The 19,076-nt window shown below is 55.1% G+C and carries 14 protein-coding genes and 1 pseudogene; 10 read left to right on the top strand and 5 right to left on the bottom strand.

Annotated elements, in window-relative coordinates:
• The first annotated feature begins 292 nt into the window (after positions 1 to 292).
• From HQ912_RS27460 to HQ912_RS27435, 7 genes are all read left to right on the top strand, one after another.
• Complete coding sequence (locus HQ912_RS27460; protein ID WP_169857188.1) at positions 293 to 628, top strand: hypothetical protein; 336 nt, start codon at positions 293 to 295, stop codon at positions 626 to 628.
• A gap of 101 nt (positions 629 to 729) precedes the next feature.
• Entirely contained in the window at positions 730 to 1,986 is a 1,257-nt protein-coding gene (locus HQ912_RS27455; RefSeq protein WP_169857187.1) for a TolC family protein, read from the top strand.
• Positions 1,983 to 3,467, top strand: coding sequence for an efflux RND transporter periplasmic adaptor subunit (locus HQ912_RS27450; protein ID WP_169857186.1), 1,485 nt, complete (start codon positions 1,983 to 1,985; stop codon positions 3,465 to 3,467). The genes HQ912_RS27455 and HQ912_RS27450 overlap by 4 nt, the downstream gene beginning before the upstream one ends.
• Positions 3,464 to 6,622: an efflux RND transporter permease subunit gene (locus HQ912_RS27445; RefSeq protein ID WP_173407504.1), complete on the top strand. Its 3,159-nt coding sequence runs from the start codon at positions 3,464 to 3,466 to the stop codon at positions 6,620 to 6,622. Before HQ912_RS27450 ends, HQ912_RS27445 begins: the two co-directional genes overlap by 4 nt.
• 318 nt (positions 6,623 to 6,940) lie before the next feature.
• On the top strand, positions 6,941 to 7,051 hold the full coding sequence (locus HQ912_RS28260; RefSeq protein WP_390620690.1) for a DUF6957 family protein: 111 nt from the start codon (positions 6,941 to 6,943) through the stop codon (positions 7,049 to 7,051).
• Complete coding sequence (locus HQ912_RS27440; RefSeq protein ID WP_090401476.1) at positions 7,008 to 7,262, top strand: hypothetical protein; 255 nt, start codon at positions 7,008 to 7,010, stop codon at positions 7,260 to 7,262. Before HQ912_RS28260 ends, HQ912_RS27440 begins: the two co-directional genes overlap by 44 nt.
• A 150-nt stretch (positions 7,263 to 7,412) precedes the next feature.
• Positions 7,413 to 8,417 (top strand): cytochrome D1 domain-containing protein, encoded by a 1,005-nt coding sequence (locus HQ912_RS27435; protein ID WP_108184480.1) that lies wholly within the window; start codon positions 7,413 to 7,415, stop codon positions 8,415 to 8,417.
• Between the two features lie 398 nt (positions 8,418 to 8,815).
• Here HQ912_RS27435 and HQ912_RS27430 read toward each other — a convergent pair whose 3' ends face one another.
• The 5 genes and pseudogenes from HQ912_RS27430 to HQ912_RS27410 all read right to left on the bottom strand — a co-directional run bounded on the left by HQ912_RS27430 (position 8,816) and on the right by HQ912_RS27410 (position 14,486).
• The gene (locus HQ912_RS27430) at positions 8,816 to 10,141 is read right to left on the bottom strand and encodes an OprD family porin (protein WP_090401478.1); all 1,326 of its coding nucleotides are present in this window, start codon (positions 10,139 to 10,141) and stop codon (positions 8,816 to 8,818) included.
• A gap of 224 nt (positions 10,142 to 10,365) precedes the next feature.
• Positions 10,366 to 10,698 carry a DUF2790 domain-containing protein gene (locus tag HQ912_RS27425; RefSeq protein WP_090409838.1) on the bottom strand — a complete coding sequence of 111 codons (333 nt, stop codon included), beginning with the start codon at positions 10,696 to 10,698 and terminating at the stop codon, positions 10,366 to 10,368.
• A 47-nt stretch (positions 10,699 to 10,745) separates the two neighbouring features.
• A pseudogene (locus HQ912_RS27420) lies at positions 10,746 to 11,850 on the bottom strand (IS3 family transposase).
• 690 nt (positions 11,851 to 12,540) lie between these two features.
• Entirely contained in the window at positions 12,541 to 13,929 is a 1,389-nt protein-coding gene (locus HQ912_RS27415) for a DEAD/DEAH box helicase (protein WP_090401479.1), read from the bottom strand.
• A complete protein-coding gene (locus tag HQ912_RS27410; protein ID WP_090401480.1) occupies positions 13,926 to 14,486 on the bottom strand; it encodes a hypothetical protein in 561 nt (186 codons plus the stop codon). The genes HQ912_RS27415 and HQ912_RS27410 overlap by 4 nt, the downstream gene beginning before the upstream one ends.
• Before the next feature lie 105 nt (positions 14,487 to 14,591).
• On the opposite strand from HQ912_RS27410, the gene HQ912_RS27405 reads away from it, so the two are divergent.
• From HQ912_RS27405 to HQ912_RS27395, 3 genes are all read left to right on the top strand, one after another.
• Entirely contained in the window at positions 14,592 to 14,810 is a 219-nt protein-coding gene (locus HQ912_RS27405) for a helix-turn-helix domain-containing protein (RefSeq protein ID WP_017846214.1), read from the top strand.
• Between the two features lie 273 nt (positions 14,811 to 15,083).
• The gene (locus HQ912_RS27400; protein WP_090401481.1) at positions 15,084 to 17,066 is read left to right on the top strand and encodes an ATP-dependent nuclease; all 1,983 of its coding nucleotides are present in this window, start codon (positions 15,084 to 15,086) and stop codon (positions 17,064 to 17,066) included.
• Between the two features lie 53 nt (positions 17,067 to 17,119).
• Positions 17,120 to 18,973 (top strand): ATP-dependent helicase, encoded by a 1,854-nt coding sequence (locus HQ912_RS27395; RefSeq protein WP_313959888.1) that lies wholly within the window; start codon positions 17,120 to 17,122, stop codon positions 18,971 to 18,973.
• The last annotated feature ends 103 nt before the right edge of the window (positions 18,974 to 19,076 follow it).

Genomic DNA, 19,076 nt, shown 5'->3' with positions numbered 1-19,076 from the left:
GGTGGTATGCCGGGGAAATACATGGCTACTTCAGACCATCCCTAGTGGGCTCCCTTGCTTTGCAGCTACGGCAGCTACCGAGGCCACACTAATAGTAAAACCAATCAAACATGATCCGAACGGTATTCTGTGAGCTTTAACCACTTCCATGCTCAGGGAGTCGGGTTTCGCTGTTTAGCGAGTCCTTGTTTCTAGGCAAGGGGACTCATGTTGACCTGCAGGGCTATCTGGCTGGTTCTTCCTGACAGATTCGTAATGGTATAGCCCGTCACCAGCGACTAGACTCCCTCGCATGAAACGCTATCTGCGGTGTTGCCTCATTTTCCTGATCAGCCTGGCGCTTCCCCTGAGCGGGATGGCGGGCATTCAGTCACCGATAGAACCTTGCCCGATGAAAACGACGGGCATGACTATGATGGGTGATATAAACCAGGACGGCGACATGAGCAGCTCCGCCGATCATGGCAAATCCTGCAAACCTGGCCAGGAATGCAGGAGCGGCAGTTTGCTACAAGTGTCGTTGGAGAAACCTGCCACCCGTTTGTCCAATCCGCAGATGCTAAAAATCTTCAGCGACTCCCTGCCTATTCAGACCCCGTCCGGGGTGTGGCGACCGCCTCGCGCTTGATTCCTGTACCACACTGAACCTCATCCTGCTCTGGCGCGGGATGGCATATCTGCGCGCATGTCTAAAGAGGCGCGCAGTGGATCATCACAGGAATCGTGAACATGAAGCCCAAGTGCTACTGCACCGGTTGGCCCCTCGTGGCTGCCCTGGCGGCAAGCATGCTGGCATTGCCAAGCCATGCTGCGCCCCTGACACTCGACGAAGCCTTACGGTTGGCTGAAAACAATGCACCATCACTGACCGCCCAAGCGGCCAAACTGCAAGCGGCCAGCAGCGCCGCCATTCCAGCCGGTGAACTACCCGACCCGAAGCTCCTGCTGGGCGTACAAAACTATCCCATCGGCGGCCCTGACCGCTGGCGCCTCGAGCAGGACTTCATGACCATGCAGATGGTCGGCGTCATGCAGGAGGTACCCAACCGCGACAAGCGTAGGGCGCGCGTTGAAGTTGCCGAGGCGTCGGTAGATCGAGCCGCGGCTGAAAGCCGTGTCGAGCGCTTGAACGTTCGTCAGGCCACGGCATTAGCCTGGATCAGCAGCTACTCCGTCGAACGTAAAGAGGCGCTGTTTCAGGATTTTTACCGGGAGAACCGTCTGTTGGCTGATACCGTCCGGGCGCAGATCGCCGGTGGCCGTGCTCAGCCTGCCGATGCGGTCACGCCAAAACAGGAGGCGGCTCAGTTGGCGGAACAACAGGACGAGTTAATTCGCCTGCGTGCGCAAGCCCGAGCGGCCCTCAAACGCTGGATTGGCCCAGCGGCCAATGACCAGCCCGTCGGCAGCTTGCCCGAGTGGCCCATCGATACCTCAGGTTATTCCCATAAGCTGCAACATCATCCCGCGCTGGCGGCTTTCACTCCAATGACCCGCGAAGCGCAGGCCAAGGTCCGTGAAGCCGAGTCGGAAAAGCAGTCCGACTGGAGTTGGGAACTCGACTACCAGCGCCGCGGCCGCCAGTTCGGCGATATGGTCAGCGTGCAATTTACTTTCGACCTGCCACTGTTCCCCGACTCCCGACAGAACCCGAAAATCGCCGCCAAACACGCCGAACTGAATCAGTTGGAGGCCGAGCGCGAGGCTCTCTTGCGTGAACATTCCCAGCAACTGGAGGACGATTTGGCCGAGTACGAGCGTCTAAACCGTGCCATGCGCCGCAGCCAGGACAGTCTGCTACCCCTGGCCAAGGAAAAGGTGGCGCTGACCATGGCCAGCTACCGCGCCGGTAAAAGCGACTTGGCGGCGGTCATCGCGGCCCGACGGGAACTCATCGAGACCCGCCTCAAACAGATCGACTTCGAAGAACAGCGCGCCCTCACCAGTGCTCGCCTGTATTTTGCTTATGGGGACGCCAATCAATGAGCACTCGAATCTGGAAAGGGGCTTTGCTGACAGGCCTCTCGATTGCCTTGGGCGCTGCCGGCGGTTATTGGTTCGCTCAGCAGCGCATGAGTGCAATGCCTGAGACCACCTCCGAACAGGCCCCTAAAACGCAAGACGAACGCAAAGTACTGTATTGGTACGACCCGATGCAGCCGCAACAGAAATTCGATAAACCAGGCAAATCTCCCTTTATGGATATGGAGTTGAAGCCCCGCTACGCTGATGCTGCAGCGGACAGTGCTGCCATCAGTATTGACCCCAGCCTGACCCAGAATCTCGGCTTACGACTGGCCACAGTCACTCGCGGCGTGCTTGCTTCCAGCCTGGACGTGGTCGGTGTGCTGGCATTCGACGAGCGGGATGTTGCGGTGATTCAATCGCGTACTGCTGGCTTTGTGGAGCGGGTGTATGCCCGTGCTCCAGGCGATGTGCTCAAAGCCCATGCGGCTTTAGCCGATATCCTGGTCCCGGAGTGGGCCGCTGCTCAGGAAGAGTTTCTCGCACTCAAACGCAGTGGCGATGCCGACTTGCTGGCGGCAGCGCGCCAACGCTTGCGCTTGACCGGGATGCCAGCGACGTTGATTGCTCAAGTGGAGCGAAGCGGCAAGACCCAGCCGGTCCTGACGCTCACCAGCCCCATAAGCGGTGTGCTGCAAGAGTTGAATGTACGTTCGGGTATGACCGTGGCGGCCGGCGAGACTCTGGCTCGAGTCAATGGCTTGAGCAGCGTCTGGCTGGCAGTGGCCGTTCCAGAGTCGGAGACTGGATCGATCATCATGGGGCAAGCGGTCGAAGCACGTCTGCCAGCCTTTCCGGGCACAGTGCTTAAGGGCACGGTCAGTGCGATTTTGCCCGAAACCAATCCCGACAGCCGAACTGTGCGTGTGCGGGTCGAACTGCCCAACCTGGATGGGCGACTCAGGCCGGGTATGACGGCCCAAGTGCACCTGAATCGTTCGACCGAACAAAGTGTGCTGTGGGTGCCGAGCGAGGCAATCATTCGCACCGGCCGACGTGTACTGGTGATGCTCGCCGAAGACGCGGGTCGCTACCGCCCCATAGAAGTGCAACTCGGGCAGGAAAGCGAAGGCAAGACGGTGGTGTTAAAGGGGTTGGAAGAAGGCCAGCAGGTAGTCAGCTCTGGACAGTTTCTGCTCGACTCTGAGGCCAGTCTCAAGGGCATTGTTGCGAGCACGCTGGAAATGTCACCACCCAGCGCAGCAGCCTCCAGCTTTCATGAGGCGGATGGGAAGATCGTCGAGATCAACAACCAAGACGTAACAATTGCCCTTGGTCCGTTCAAGACGCTGGGCATGCCGGGTATGACCATGACCCTCCCATTGGCTGACCCTGCTCTCATTCAAGGTCTCAAGACTGGCGAGAAGGTTAGGGTCTCGGTTAGCCAAACCGATGATGGTTTGCGCGTTGAACACCTGGAAAAACTAGGGGGCCAGCCATGATCGCCGCCCTGATTCGCTGGTCAGTGGCAAACCGCTTTCTGGTGCTGCTGGCGACGATCTTCGTCACGGTCTGGGGCGTCTGGTCGGTCCAGAGCACGCCCATCGATGCATTGCCAGACCTTTCCGATGTTCAGGTGATTATCCGCACCCCTTATCCGGGACAAGCGCCGCAGATAGTTGAGAACCAGGTGACCTATCCGTTGGCCACCACCATGCTCTCGGTGCCGGGGGCTAAGACCGTACGCGGCTATTCCTTTTTCGGCGACAGCTTCGTGTACGTGTTGTTCGAAGACGGCACGGACTTATATTGGGCCCGCTCGCGGGTGCTGGAATACTTGAGTCAGGTCCAAAGCCGCCTACCGGCTTCCGCCAAACCGTCCTTGGGACCCGACGCCACAGGCGTGGGCTGGATCTATCAGTACGCACTGGTGGATCGCAGTGGCGGACACGACTTGGCGCAACTGCGCGCCTTGCAGGACTGGTTCCTCAAGTTCGAACTCAAGACCCTACCGAGTGTTGCGGAAGTGGCCACCGTGGGCGGCATGGTCAAGCAGTATCAGGTACAGCTCGACCCACTGAAACTGGCCAACCTAGGCATCACTCAAGCAGCGGTGACTGAGGCTATCGGCAAGGCCAATCAGGAAACGGGTGGTGCGTTACTGGAGATGGCGGAGACCGAGTTTATGGTGCGCGCTTCCGGTTACCTTAAGACGCTCAATGACTTTCGTTCGATTCCGCTCAAGCTCGGTGCCGGCGGGGTGCCGGTAACCCTCGGCGACGTGGCAACGATCCAGTTGGGCCCGGAGATGCGTCGTGGTATCACCGAGCTCGACGGCGAGGGTGAGACTGTCGGCGGCGTGGTTATTCTGCGTAGCGGCAAGAACGCTCGTGAGACCATTGCGGCGGTCAAGGCCAAACTGGACGACCTGAAAAGCAGTTTGCCGGCTGGGGTGGAAATCGTCACCACCTATGACCGCAGCAAACTGATCGATCGCGCCGTCGAAAACCTCAGCTACAAGCTACTCGAGGAGTTCATTGTCGTCGCGTTGGTCTGTGGAGTGTTCCTCTGGCATCTGCGTTCCTCCCTGGTGGCAATCATCTCCTTACCCGTGGGGGTGCTGATTGCCTTCATCGTTATGCGTTACCAAGGGATCAACGCCAACATCATGTCCTTGGGCGGGATCGCCATCGCCATCGGCGCCATGGTCGATGCCGCCGTAGTAATGATCGAGAATGCCCACAAGAAGATTGAGGCCTGGCATGTGGCCCATCCAGGGGAAGAGTTGAAGGGCGAACGTCACTGGCATGTGATAACCGAAGCGGCGGCGGAGGTGGGACCGGCGCTGTTCTTCTGCCTGCTGATCATCACCCTGTCGTTCATTCCAGTGTTCACCCTGGAGGCCCAAGAGGGTCGTCTATTTGGTCCATTGGCCTTCACCAAGACCTATGCCATGGCTGCGGCCGCAGGACTATCGGTAACCCTGGTGCCGGTGCTGATGGGCTACTGGATTCGTGGACGGATCCCCAAAGAGGACCGGAATCCTCTGAACCGCTGGTTGATCAAGATCTATCAGCCGGCCCTGGATGCGGTGTTACATCGGCCCAAAGTCACCCTGTTGATCGCGTTATTAGTCTTCCTTAGCGCGTTGTGGCCGATCTCCCGTTTGGGTGGCGAATTCCTCCCTGCGCTGGACGAGGGCGATTTACTCTATATGCCTTCGGCTCTGCCGGGATTGTCGGCTCAGAAAGCAGCGCAGTTGCTGCAACAGACTGACCGTCTGATCAAGACGGTACCCGAAGTTGAACACGTCTTCGGTAAGGCCGGCCGCGCCGAAACCGCCACCGACCCCGCGCCGCTGGAGATGTTCGAGACCACTATCCAGTTCAAACCTCGCGAGCAATGGCGTCCTGGTATGACCCAGGAAAAATTGGTGGAAGAGCTGGATCGAGTGGTACGCGTCCCTGGCCTGACCAATATCTGGATACCACCGATCCGCAATCGCATCGACATGCTCGCTACCGGGATCAAGAGTCCGATCGGAGTGAAAATTGCCGGCAGCAACTTGACGGAGATCGATGCAGCCACGCAGGCCGTTCAGCGCGCGGCCAAGGACGTGCCCGGTGTCAGTTCGGCACTGGCCGAACGATTAACCGGTGGGCGTTACGTCGATGTGGATATCGACCGCAAAGCCGCTGCCCGCTACGGATTGAATATCGCTGATGTGCAGTCGATCGTGGCTGGTGCTATTGGCGGTGAAAACGTTGGCGAGACCATTGAAGGGCTCGCACGCTTCCCGATCAACGTACGTTATCCCCGTGAGTGGCGTGACTCGCTCGGCGCCCTGGAGCAATTGCCAATCTACACCCCGTTGGGGAGTCAGATCACTCTTGGCACCGTGGCGAAGGTCAAAGTCAGTGAAGGCCCGCCGATGCTCAAGAGCGAAAATGCCCGACCTTCCGGATGGGTGTATATCGACGTGCGTGGCCGGGACATTGCTTCCGTGGTTGCCGACCTGCGTCGGGTTGTGAGTGATCAGGTCAAGCTGCAGCCAGGCATGAGCCTGAGTTACTCGGGACAGTTCGAGTTTCTCGAACGAGCCAACGCACGGCTCAAACTGGTGGTGCCCGCCACGCTGCTGATCATTTTCGTACTGCTGTACCTGACGTTTGCCCGATTCGACGAGGCTTTGCTGATCATGGCCACCTTGCCGTTCGCCCTTACCGGTGGGGCGTGGTTCCTCTACCTGCTGGGATTCAACCTGTCGGTGGCCACTGGCGTCGGTTTCATTGCTCTGGCAGGTGTTTCTGCCGAATTCGGTGTGATCATGCTGCTCTACTTAAAAAACGCCTGGGCCGAGCGTGTAGAGGCCGGCGACAGTACTGAGCGTGGACTAATCGCAGCGATTAGCGAAGGAGCCGTGCAGCGTGTTCGACCCAAGGCCATGACAGTAGCCGTCATCATTGCTGGCCTGTTACCGATCCTATTGGGAAGCGGTACCGGTAGCGAAGTAATGAGCCGCATCGCCGCGCCCATGGTCGGTGGCATGGTTACCGCGCCCTTACTGTCCCTGTTTGTTATTCCGGCAGCTTACCGCTTGATGCGCCGCCGGCGCCTCGCTGTTGAATCTAAACTCTCGCAAGGAAGCGGACTATGAAGTAATCGTGTCCGCCACTGCTGCACGACTCCTGGTTGCATGCGCAATATCATCCAGCGGTCTGGCTTTCTGATTGGACAGAGGACGACCCTTATAATCAATCCGGGATCGTACTCTATCGGCAATGCGCCTACACACAGCTGATAGAGATCGACGCAGGAGGCTAATAAGTCCTTCCCGATGCGGATAGGTTGTAAGAACGAAGGCATATTTCTTCTTAGGCAAACCCGGAGGAATGTATGGAAATGTCGGGCTTGATCGATTTACTCGTTGGTAAAGGAAACAGCTTGATCGGCAGTGTTCTGAGATGCCGAAGCGGTGTCGTTTGTTGAGGCGCATTTTCCGGGCAAAGCGTATTGCCTGGTAGCTGACTGGACCGTGATCGATGTGTCCGTTTCTGACGAGCAAACCAAAATGCTTGCGCCATGATGCTACCTATAACCCGATCACCAGCAACGGTGCGTTGGGCGAAGTCACGCTCTTAAACGGCAGTGCCAAGCAGGTCTTGCCGCTGGAACCCTCCGGCGACAACGCGATGTTGGCCGAAGGCTCTTACCAAGCCGCAGCAGGCAGCAAAGCTGGGCTCAGACTGACGTTTCCCGGCAAGTCGGCTGAGCTGTTTCGCTTCGTCTTACCGTAAGCAATAACTACTTTTTCCGTAGTGCTCAATGCCGAGTAGTTGATCATGATCAATGAGCGACTGGTTGCAACGGCGCAGCATGGTAGGCAGGCGATTGCTCGCCGAACAACAGTCGCAATAGTCACTGTTTTGCTAAAAGGATCAGCGCTCATGCTCAAGTTCAAACTGCTTTTGGCGTCCAGTCTCGCTCTGGCTTTAAACGTAGCGCTGGCAGCACCAGTTGGCACCGTGTACACGGCCAATGAGCGCGACAGTTCGATCAGCCAAGTCAGGCTCGACACGGGTGTGGTCAAAACGCTGGCCCTGAATATTGCACCGCATAATTTACAAATCAGCGCCGATGGACGCTTGCTACTGGTGGTGGGCATGCCTACGCATGCTGAACATCAAACAGGAGCCATGAAGGCGGGTGAGTTGTTGGTGTTCAGCACTGCCACGCTAGATAAACCGGCCTTTAGCCTGCCGGCGGGGCAACATCCTGCCCACGTGGTGACTGACCTGAGCGGACAGCGGGCTTTCGTTAGCGACTCTTCCGCTAATCTGGTGCGGGTGTTTGACCTACAAGCACGCACTCAGCTCGGCACTGTCAAGACCGGTAGTTTCCCCCATGGTTTACGCCTGAGCCCGGATGGCAAGATGCTGTATGTCGCCAATATGCGCAGTGGCAGCGTATCAGTAATCGATACCGCAACGCTGAAAGAAGCCACGCAAATTGCCGTTGGTAACGGCCCCGTGCAAGTCGGCTTCGCCCCAGATGGACAGCAGGCCTATGTGTCGCTGAGCGCGGAGAACAAGCTCGGAATCATCGATACGAAAAAACAACGCTTGATAGGTAAAGTTGCCGTCGGCAGAACGCCGATTCAGATGTATGCCACGGCAGATGGTCGCCAGGTCTACGTAGCCAATCAGGGCAGCAGCAGTGAGCCGGATGACCGCGTCTCGGTGATTGACCCGCAGACCTTGAGCGTTGTCGCCACCCTGACCACCGGTAAGGGCGCTCACGGCGTGGCCATCAGCAGCGACGGCGCTTATGTATTTGTTAGCAATATCGAGGCCGGCACCTTCTCTGTGATCGATACTGCCAGTCGCACAGTGGTGGCCAGCCATAAAGTCGGGGCCGGCCCCAATGGCATTAGCTACCAAGTGCCCGAGTGAGCCGCAAACGACCGCTGGTTTGTGCTGCCGGGCTGCGGCAACCGAGTTTGACGGTCCAAAGACTTGTGTGAAAATCTCGAAGGCAGCAATTGGTCGCTCTCTGCCGGCCATGGCCAAGAAACGTACTGGTCGAATCCGATGCAAATGGCTGGTCAGGTCAAATGCAAACGGGTGGTCAAGTCAGTGCAATTACCCATCAGCAGATCAAAAGAACCTAGCTAGCAGATTTCCCAAGCGGGGCAAACACAAGTACTGACAACAGAACGTCCCGCCCTTATGTCAATCCACATAAAAAAAGGCGCCACTAGGGCGCCTAAGCCGCCTCCCAAACCAAAGGAGAAACAAGGAGACGGGGTGTATCTGGTAATCGAACAATTGGTGCCGCAGGTTTGCGCTGGTTAAAGCAGTTGCAGTGGGTACTCGACAATCAGTCGGACCTCATCCAAATCAGATTCGAAATCGGTAGCACGCGTGGTTGCTTGGCGAACACGCAGAGACATGTCCTTCAGAGAGCCTGACTGGATGATGTACTTAGCCTCAATGTCTCGCTCCCAACGCTTTTGGTCTTGCAAGGGCGCTCCATCTGCTCCGCGACGCATGTACACGCTGTTCGCGTTGGAATAATCAGCGTCCCACCCCTTCGCGTAGCGAGTCATGAAGCTTAGGCCCGGAATGCCGAAAGCTTGCATATCCAGGTCGTAGCGTAGCTGCAAGGATTGCTCTTTCGGTGAGTTGAAGTCGCTGTACTGGATGGAGTTATCCAGAAAAATCGAGTCCGATTGGCGCAGGTAATCGAAGTCGTCATTGCCGTTGCTGCGCTGATAGCCAACGGTCACCGTGTGGACGCCGAATTTGACCCCGGTTTTGCCGCTCCAGATATTGTTATCAAAGCTGCCTAGGAGTTTTTTACCCTCGTCGACCGCGCGGTAGTAATTAAATCCACCGATCAACGCGACGTTGTCTGAGAGCGGATAACTAAAGGAAGTGCCAGCGTAATACTGATTCCAAACGTCCTTAAATTGGCTGGAGTAAAGACTCACACCAACATGCTCATTAACGGTGTAATCGCCCCCTAGGTAAGCAATCCACGGAGCATCAACAGCACCGGCATAGAAAGTCGAAAAGCCGTCACGCATGCTGCTCGAATTGGGTTGGCTCATCGCATGCAGCCGGCCCCCCTGAATAGTCAGGTCTTTAATGCTTGTATTGGTAACCGTTGCCCCCCTAAAGCTCTCTGGCAGCAGTCGAGAATCGCCATATGCCACGACAGGCGTGGATGGAAAGACGTCACCTACTTTGACCACCGTATCCATAAAGCGAGCCTTCGCGACTCCGCCTACTTTTGAGTAAGAGTCTTCAGGTTGGCCTTTGCTGTTATAGGGCATGACATCCACTGAGCTTCTAGCCCCCGAGCGTCCATCACCCGAATCAAGCTTGAGTCCTACCATTGCAAATGCATCAATGCCGAACCCGACGGTGCCTTGGGTAAAGCCCGACTCAAAACGTCCAATAATCCCATGAGCCCATTCTTCAGCGTAGCCATTGCCTGTAGGACTTGACTGGCCCTTTCGATAGTCACGATTGAAATAGAGATTACGATTGAGAAGACTAAAGGTGCTCCCTTCAATGAACCCCTCAGGCTTTTGCTCAACGGCCACTGCAACTTGCCCCATGCTCATGCCAAGGGCAATGAGAGAAAGACCATAAAAGCTTTTATTGTTCATTTAACACTCCAGGCTTTAGCTTGGCAGAGTTTCTTTATGAAATATTTTTATCATTATAAAAAAGCCACCGGCACGTAGAGATTTCCTCTAAGTGCCGGCAGACATAATTTCATACAAAAGATAACTCCAGCGTGACCTGAAAATTACTTCTATGTCAGCGACCAGTAAGCATGCTTAAAAAGCCTAATGAATGATCTGACTGACGTAGATATGACCTTTAGGGGTTAGCTTCCGTGTGGGCAGTTGGTACCCATAATCTTGTACTCAACGGTATTAAGCCTGCCCGCCGTGTCTTCATAGGTCATGCGCGAAGGCGCAACACCACAGGTTTTGTTGGCTTGCGTGACACTGACCACCTTCTGAATATCGAGGTTCATACCATATTCATAATGAACAATCTCAGGGATGGCCTTACCATTTTTCAAGGCATATTGCTCCATCGCCTGTTGGTTTTCTTGCATCATCCGACCGTAAACGCGGTCACCTCCGCCTTCAGCCATGGCCAATGACGACAAGGTCAAAATAGTGACGGCAAAAAGTGCTTTGAGTGTTTTCATGATTATCTCCTGGTTCGACGTCTCCCCGTCTTCAGTAGCAGCTGGCTTTAGAGTCCTGGGTCAATGTAACGGCTTTCGAGGCCAGTTGCTCGGCATAGGCCGATGGGGTTAACCCACCAAGCCCTTTCTTCGGTCTCTCTTCGTTGTATTCCCTCCGCCAGGACTCAATCACTACCTTGGCGTGCGGCAGGCTGGTGAACCAGTGTTCGTTCAGGCATTCATCACGGAAGCGCCCGTTAAACGATTCGATGTAGGCATTCTGATTGGGCTTACCTGGCTCAATCAGGAACAGCTGCACACCTCGCTGATGAGCCCAGGTCAGCATGGCCCTGCCACAGAACTCCTTGCCATTGTCCGTGCGGATGGCTTTGGGCAGTCCGCGTGACATGGCCAGACGATCCAGGATGCGCGTCAACGAAAGCCCGCCAATCGCTCTTTCCGGCACGATGGCTACAGCCTCATGGGTGGCATCATCCACCACGGTCAGGCTCTTGATGACACGCCCTTCAGCCGTGCGATCAAATACAAAGTCCATCGACCAGACCTGGTTGGCGGCCCGCGGGCGGCCCAGCGGCTGTCGATCTGCAATCGGAATCTTCTTGCGCTTACGCCTTTTCACCTGCAAGCGGGCTTCGGCATACAGGCGCTCCACCCGCTTGTGGTTGACCACCTCGCCAGCCTGGCGCAGCTTCAAATAGATCATCGCGGCGCCATAGCGGCGATGCCGATGAGCCAGGGCCACAATGCGCTTGCGCAGGCTCTGGTTGCGATCCGCCCTCGGTTGGTAGCGCAGAGCACTGGCGCTCATGCGCATCACCTGAAGCGCTCGGCGCTCACTCAAGCCGCGTGCCGTCATGTGGCGCACCAGCTCTCGACGCGAGGGTGCGCTCACCACTTTTTTCGCAACGCCTCGCGGGTGACTTCAATCTCCAGCATCGACTCGGCGAGCATTTTCTTAAGCCGGGCATTTTCGCTTTCCAGCTCCTTCAGGCGCTTGGCATCCGACACGCTCATCCCGCCAAACTTGCTGCGCCAGAGGTAGTAACTGGCCTCTGAAAAGCCGTGCCGACGACACAGCTCCTTGATCGGCAGCCCAGCCTCGGCTTCGCGTAGAAAGCCAATGATTTGCTCTTCAGTGAAACGCTTCTTCATGTCCAATCTCCTGGTTACTGGGATTGGACTCTAAAGCTGAGCGCTACTCAAATCAGGGGAGACGTCGGGTTCTCACTAACTTCTGAATAGAGCATAACCACTGAAGCCTTTCAGAAAGCTGCCGCGAATATTACTTATGTGTAAGCTTTCCCCCTTTCCCCCTTTCCCCCTTTCCCCCTTTCCCCCTGTACTTGTGAACGCAACTCTTAGGAGTTTAATTTTTTGGCGGAGCACGTTGTATCGTACCAGCATCAGAACTCGCTCGAATTCCATATTGAGTATCTACGAGCCTCTTATTCGAAATTACATATCCCCATAGCGAACGACTTCACTTAGTCGCTTTTTATCTGTCATGACTGACCGCTTCACGGTCAGTTGCCGTCCTTCGCGACAGAAAACAAACGGCCAACAGCTGCCGGTCAGGAAGGCAATCGGCAAGCCATCAGTCAGTCATTCGAAGGCCGGGTATACTTCCTCATCGTAGGTATCTTCACGAACCGACAAACACGTACGATGGCACCACCATCCCTCCCTATAGAATATTTACAGAGCCCCAGAGCGTGCCGCTGAACTGCCCTCTGATTGAATTGCCCCTGACTCTGTAGACACAAATGACTGGCAGCTATGGGTTCCGGTCCAGGCAGCTCTGGCTGATCTGAAGGATCTAGCAATCATCGTGAAGTACCGAATTCAATAATAAGCAAGAATCTCTGTTCGAAAGCTTGACGAGATATCCAGTTCGTAGAGGCCTTTTCTCTCTACATCCCCTACGAACGATATTTCACCCTCTACTTGAGGAACTCGCCGGTGTATCGAAATTTCAGTTGAGCCATCGAAGGGTGCGTCGAGCTCACTATTTTTTGTCCATGCAAGACGCGAGCTGGCGCCTTGAACATAATCTAGAACGGCCAGATCCTCTGGAAGATCCTCGGCAATCCGCTGGGAGAATTGTTGCAAAAGGGGCTCTGCAAGCGCATATAGCCATGCATGCTCATCAATATCTCCCATGCGTCTCAACACCCGACCCAGCACCTGCCGGTAATGTAGTTCTGTGCGAATCCTACTGAGGTAGCAGCAAACCTGCAGTCTTGGAATATCGGTGCCCTCGCTAATCATTCCCACGGCCACGATCCAGCGATCATTGCTATTGCGAAACTTATCAATAAGCCCTTGAGCCCCAGGAGTCTGGTTTGTGACGACCAGACAACTTTCACCGCGGGCCCTCAAAATAGAGGCAATCTGATTGGCATGCCGGACGTTAGTCGCTACCACCAAGCCTGCGGCATTTGGGGTGACCTTCCGGATCTCATTTAGCCGTTCACTGCCCAATTCGATGGTCTGCTGAACGATCTCATCGTTAGAGAGTAAGTCCTCAAAATTAACGGGAGACTCAGTGAGGAGTTGAGCAATACTGGGATATACAACGTCCGTTGAGCTGTTACCCACTTGCTCTGTCAGCCTTATCGCATTGTTATCGATCAGCACGATACGGGGGGGACGGCATACCTTGTCTGATATCGCCTCTTCGATGCCGTAGCGAAAGTCACAGATCAAGCGGCCCTCCGGATTTGAGTACCTTGCCAATGCGATGGCTCTCTCATCCGACCGCCAAGGTGTGCCTGACAACGCAAGGGTATAGGCAGCTCTGTCTTGAATCCTCTGTAAAATGATCTGCCCCCAAGAATTGCTTAAAAGGGGGTCATGGCCCGCACAGTGGTGGATCTCATCGAAGACTGCGAAGACTCGATATTTATCAAGCAACCTCCAGAATTCCTCACCTTGATGATGCATGCCTTGATAAGTGGTAGCGACACCAACAGAGCCTAATAGGCCATCAAACTGGCGGTTTAACACGCCTGAAAATGTTTTCCTCAATCCCTCTGCTACTTGGCAGGACGGGGCAAAACAGAGCACAAGATCAATCTCACCGGTGAGCAATAGTTGACGGGCGATCTCCGCCGCCATTCTACTTTTTCCCGCACCAGGGGTTGCTTGGCAAAAGAAATGCGGAGAATGCTTATAACGAGACAAAGCAGCATCAACGCATGCAGCCTGCCAGGCGCGCAGAGAAATACTCATGCGGCTAGCGACTTTAAGGTCTTCTCGACAGCCTTTAGGTGACCAAGAAGCCGAGAGCTTCGATCGCGGGCCTCAACGTAATTATCTTCAACCCAGACTTTCAGTTCTGGCATTTCATTCAAGAGCTGTTTATACCGCTCAGCCTCGCCCATCGATGTGAGCAAATCCAACCGAATTTCTTTGGCTAGCGTCTCAAGCCGTTGGGTAGGCGCTTCAACCGGTTTAAGAATACCCGCGGTAGGGTTTTGCCCTAGCAGAGGGGAACAACTCATGAAATTGCAGTCGACGAGTTCAACTGAGAGAAGCTCTGGCTTGTCTAGCACGTGAAAGACCTGTCCTCGTTTTCGACGCACTTCGTCCTGCCGAATCCAGCCGACATGCTTCAAGCGACGGACCTGCTCATATACATATTTCCAGAGCTCACCGAGACCGATATCTGATGGGGCTATTTTCTGAGCGTAGGCATCACGAAGGTCGAGAGTGGTGAATCGTTGGAGTTTCCCTTCCTGGAGTAACTCGAAGATGTGCCTGTTTAACTTAAATGTAGCCGGTTTCATGCAGGCACCTAGGAATGCAAATAGCTATACAAATGCGGATTATAATCCGTCGCTACCTAGTCCGCAAACGACGGATAGTTTCGCCTTGAGTAAGTCGAGGCGGTTATGCAGCAGTTGGCAAAGGATCTCGGGCAGAACATCCGTGAGCGAAGGATATCGGTAGGCCTATCTCAAGATGCTTTAGCGCACGTATGTATGATGGATCGCAGTTATGTCGGTAGGATCGAGAGAGGCGAAGTCAACCTTACGATCGAGAAGCTCTACCGCATCGCATACCAACTGGATTGCCAACCACACACGCTGCTGCCATACATCAGTCGTTAGAGCCCTAACTCTAGATCGACCCTTCTCCGAAGAAGCACTGAACCGATTTTCGCAAGGCTCGCCGATGGATCGAGGGGGATGCTTGCACTGGTGTTTGGCGGGCTGAAATCAGCTTGCTGCTATCCCGTAGCTGTTAGCCATGGCCTGAGTACCTAATTGGCCAGAGTGGCCCAAAAATTCGAGGTTAGAGGGCTGTGCGCGAAGGGATACTGCGCTAACCTCGCCGGATTGTAACGAGCATGTGTGCCCGTTACCGCATTGAGGAAGGAACCTATGCGCATCGAGTCGATCACGGTATCTGGCTTTCGCTGTTTCGGCCCGAATGAGATTGCAATCCCAATCTCAGATGAGGTCACCACAATCGTTGGTCCTAACGCTGCGGGTAAAACTGCGCTTCTTCAGGCTATGTCGAAGATGTTTGGGGTCACGCGGGCGCAGCGCACCGTATCATTCTCGGACTTCCACCTCGCCCCCGGAGAGGATCCTGAGAGCCGCGATTCCAAAGAACTCTACATAGAGGCGCTTATTGCCTTTCCAGAGTTGCTGGACGGGTCTGCAACCCCAGAAACCATCGCCCCTTCATTTCGGCACATGCTGATTACGAGAGCGGCCCAAGCGCCCGTTTGCCGAATGCGGCTTGAAGCACAATGGGACGACGATGGTACGCTTGAGGGAGAGGTATCACAGAATCTCTATTGGATCGATAGCCTGGATAAGGAGCCCGCAGAGGACAAATGCCAACCAGTGGCTGTAACCGATCGGGGTCTTATACAACTTTATTACACCCCAGCTAGCCGGGATGCCGCCGGCCAAATCCGTGCAACTGCCGGTACCCTGGCCGCCCGACTCCTAAGGGCTATTGAATGGTCCTCCGAAACCGAAGACAAAGTGCAAGAGGCGACTGAGAGTCTGACCGCTGCGTTTGAAGGCGAGTCTGCGATCACCGCAATCACCGAGGCTCTGCAAACACGCTGGGCAGACCTGCATGACGACGTTTCCAATACCAAGCCTAGGCTCAGTCTGGTGAGCCGACGGTTTGAGGAAGTGATCAATAAGATCGCGGTCATATTTGAGCAGGGACCTGACGGGCGAGAAAGAGGTATTGAAGCCCTCAGCGACGGACAGCAGTCGCTATTTTATTTTGCATTGGCCGCCGCCGTTTTTGACCTAGAGCGCGAGGTTGTTGAAGGTTCTGTGGCCGGATTTAGAGAGGATGCACTCCATACTCCCGCGCTCACACTGTTTGCTCTTGAGGAACCTGAAAACCATCTTTCACCCTACTTCCTTGCTCGAATCATCCGCCAGGTTAGATCGTTGACTGAGGCCAGCGGGGCGCAGGCCATAATTACGAGCCATTCGCCAGCAGTCCTTAGCCGCGTCGAGCCAAGCGAGGTCCGTTACTGTCGCTGTAGCGCAAAGACGCGCGTATCTACTGTGAAGCGAATTGAGCTGCCGGCTGATGATGTTGAAGCCAGCAAGTTCGTACGTGGTGCCATCTTGGCCTATCCCGAGCTTTACTTCGCGCGGTTTGTCCTGCTCGTTGAGGGTGACTCGGAAAGGATCGTCCTCCCTCATCTCGCCGAGGCACTTGATCTTCTCATCGACCCAGCTTTCGTCGCGATCGTCCCTCTCGGCGGACGACACGTCCAATATTTCTGGCGCTTACTTAAGAGTCTAGGTATTCCTTACGCAACTCTCTTGGACTTGGATCTCGGCCGCGATGGTGGTGGTTGGGGGCGAGTGAAAACAGCGATTGAGAAGCTTATTGAATTCGGCGCACCCAAGGCCAAATTGCTACAAACCACCACCGGCGTTTTGACCGACGCAGCATTGCTCGGGATGCATGGTTGGAACAATTCATCAGATCACTCCACTCAGTTGAGCTGGATCAATAGGCTGAAGGAATACGGGGTTTACTTTTCGGCTCCGCTCGACCTTGATCTGGCGATGCTAGATGCTTTCCCCGATGACTATGCGGCCGTGATCCCTAAAGGGGGAGGTCCACGTATGGCCGCTGACAAGGCTGCGGAGGTTGTGCTGGGGACGTCAGGTCCGGGACTTTCGATATATACGGGACCCTATGAGAATTACCCACCATTGTTTCCGAATTATCGGTACCACTTTCTCACCCACAGCAAGCCAGCTACACATCTGGCGGCATTGACACGCATTAGCAAGGCGAGTCTGATCGCAGAAATGCCAGCAGTTCTAGCCGAAGTTGTTCGACATATTGCCAACTCCTTAAGGCGAGACTAATCATGGCCGTTTCGTCACGCCGAATACGTCCCGAGGACTGGAAGCCCGTAGGAGTGAAAGCTCTAGAGGCGAATGCGCTGAAGGTGGCTCGTTCGCGAAAAAATCGGTCCGTTATTGCGGGTCCGGGTGCTGGCAAGACAGAACTGCTCGCGCAGCGCGCCGCCTTTCTCCTTCAAACTGATGCGGCCCCATCTCCTCGGCGCATTCTAGCTATTAGTTTCAAGCGCGATGCTGCGTCAAATCTGGCAGCACGCGTACGTCAGCGCTGCCACCACACCCACGCGAGCCGCTTCGACTCCATGACGTTTGATGCGTTTGCAAAAGGATTGGTCGACCGCTTCGGTCAGGCATTGCCTGACCGCTGGCGGCCAAGACCCGACTACGAGATCGCGACTCACAATGAACGAGATTTTCGCGAGTTTCTCCATGACCTTCCAACGCCGCCTTCGATAGTTGGAACGAAAAATGACGTGCGTGAGATTGGGCCAAAAATATTTGAGCGCCGGCACCTGCTCGGCTTACCGCTGCCTGTTGACGGATGGCCAGCCCCAACTGTCGCAGAATGGGCGGCAGATGCGTTCTGGAAAATGTCGCTCCACGACGGCGGCAAAAGTGTGCTGTCCTTCGCGATGATTGGCCGTCTCGCTGAATTGCTGTTGCGAGTCAATCCGATGGCGCGGGATGCCCTGCGCCTCACTTATTCGCATTTGTTCATGGACGAATTCCAGGACACCACAAGGGTTCAGTACGATCTGGTCAGCACGATTTTTCGAGGCACAGAAACCATCGTGACTGCTGTCGGAGATAACAAGCAGCAGATCATGCGTTGGGCAATGGCGATGGATGATCCTTTTTCTGCCTTCGATGCCGATTTCGAAGGTGTCCGGACTTCGCTCTTCAACAACTACCGATCTTCGCCGGAGCTAGTACGTATCCAGCACGTGTTGGCCCAGGCCTTAGACGCACGAGCTGTACAGCCGGTATCTCAGACTGATGGCACAATTGACGGGGAAAGTTGCTCAATTCTCGATTTCGCAAGTCCGAAAATTGAAGCGCGTCAGTTGGCACGATCAGTAGCGACATACATTGCCGATCTGAAACTGGCTCCTCGAGATTTCGTCATCCTGGTTCGACAAAAGGCGGGAGAGTATGCCGAACTTTTAGAACCTGCTTTCGCGAGCGAAAATCTGGCGCTGCGTAACGAAGCTGGAATGGTCGGCAAAGTAATGCTGCAAGAGCTGATGGCCGAGGAAATCTCAAAGTTGCTGGTCACCGTTCTCCGCCTCGCAATGACTCCGCGAGCTGGTGGTTATTGGTCGAGCTGCCAGAATTGGCTCGCTTCAATGAGAGGGATCGATGTCGATGACGCAATCAGGCAGAGTAGGCTCGCTCGTGAGTTGGATACCTATACAACCGAACTTGCTGCACGTTACTCGCATCCCCCAAAAAGCAAGGCGGCCTCACGCGCACTTGTTGACGACATCCTAAATTTCGTGGGTCCAGAGCATGTAATACGCTCCAACCCCGCCTATGACCAGGGAACCTGGCTAGACAAAGTGCTAGACGCGACCGCGGAACATCTTCTGTCCACCTCGCTCCACAGTACGGACTGGTCCTACGCCCTCGACATGTACGAAGGCGTCCACGCAGTTCCATTGATGACGATCCACAAGAGCAAGGGCCTTGAGTATCACACCGTCATTTTTGTCGGACTGGATGACGGCGCGTGGTGGAGTTTTTCCCAGGATGAAATTGAGGCGACAGCAGGATTTTTTGTGGCTTTCACCCGGGCCAAGCAGCGGGTCATATTTACTTACTGTGCCTCGCGTGGCACACGAACAAAAATTGCGACCCTGTACGAGCTGCTTACTAAAGCCGGGGTCCAAATTACGTCCGGATCGAATTGATGTTTCTAAGCGAGACTTCAAAGTAAGAGTATCGTGGCTATGAACTGTCTTCGGCAGTGTCGGCATGAGCAGGCTCGAAAATTCAAGGCACCTTGAGCAATAT

This window comes from Pseudomonas sp. MPDS (assembly GCF_013283895.1).
Classification (GTDB): Bacteria; Pseudomonadota; Gammaproteobacteria; order Pseudomonadales; family Pseudomonadaceae; genus Aquipseudomonas; species Aquipseudomonas rhizophila.
Note: the sequence above shows the minus strand (reverse complement) of the source record. Positions and strands in the feature narration are given on the sequence as shown.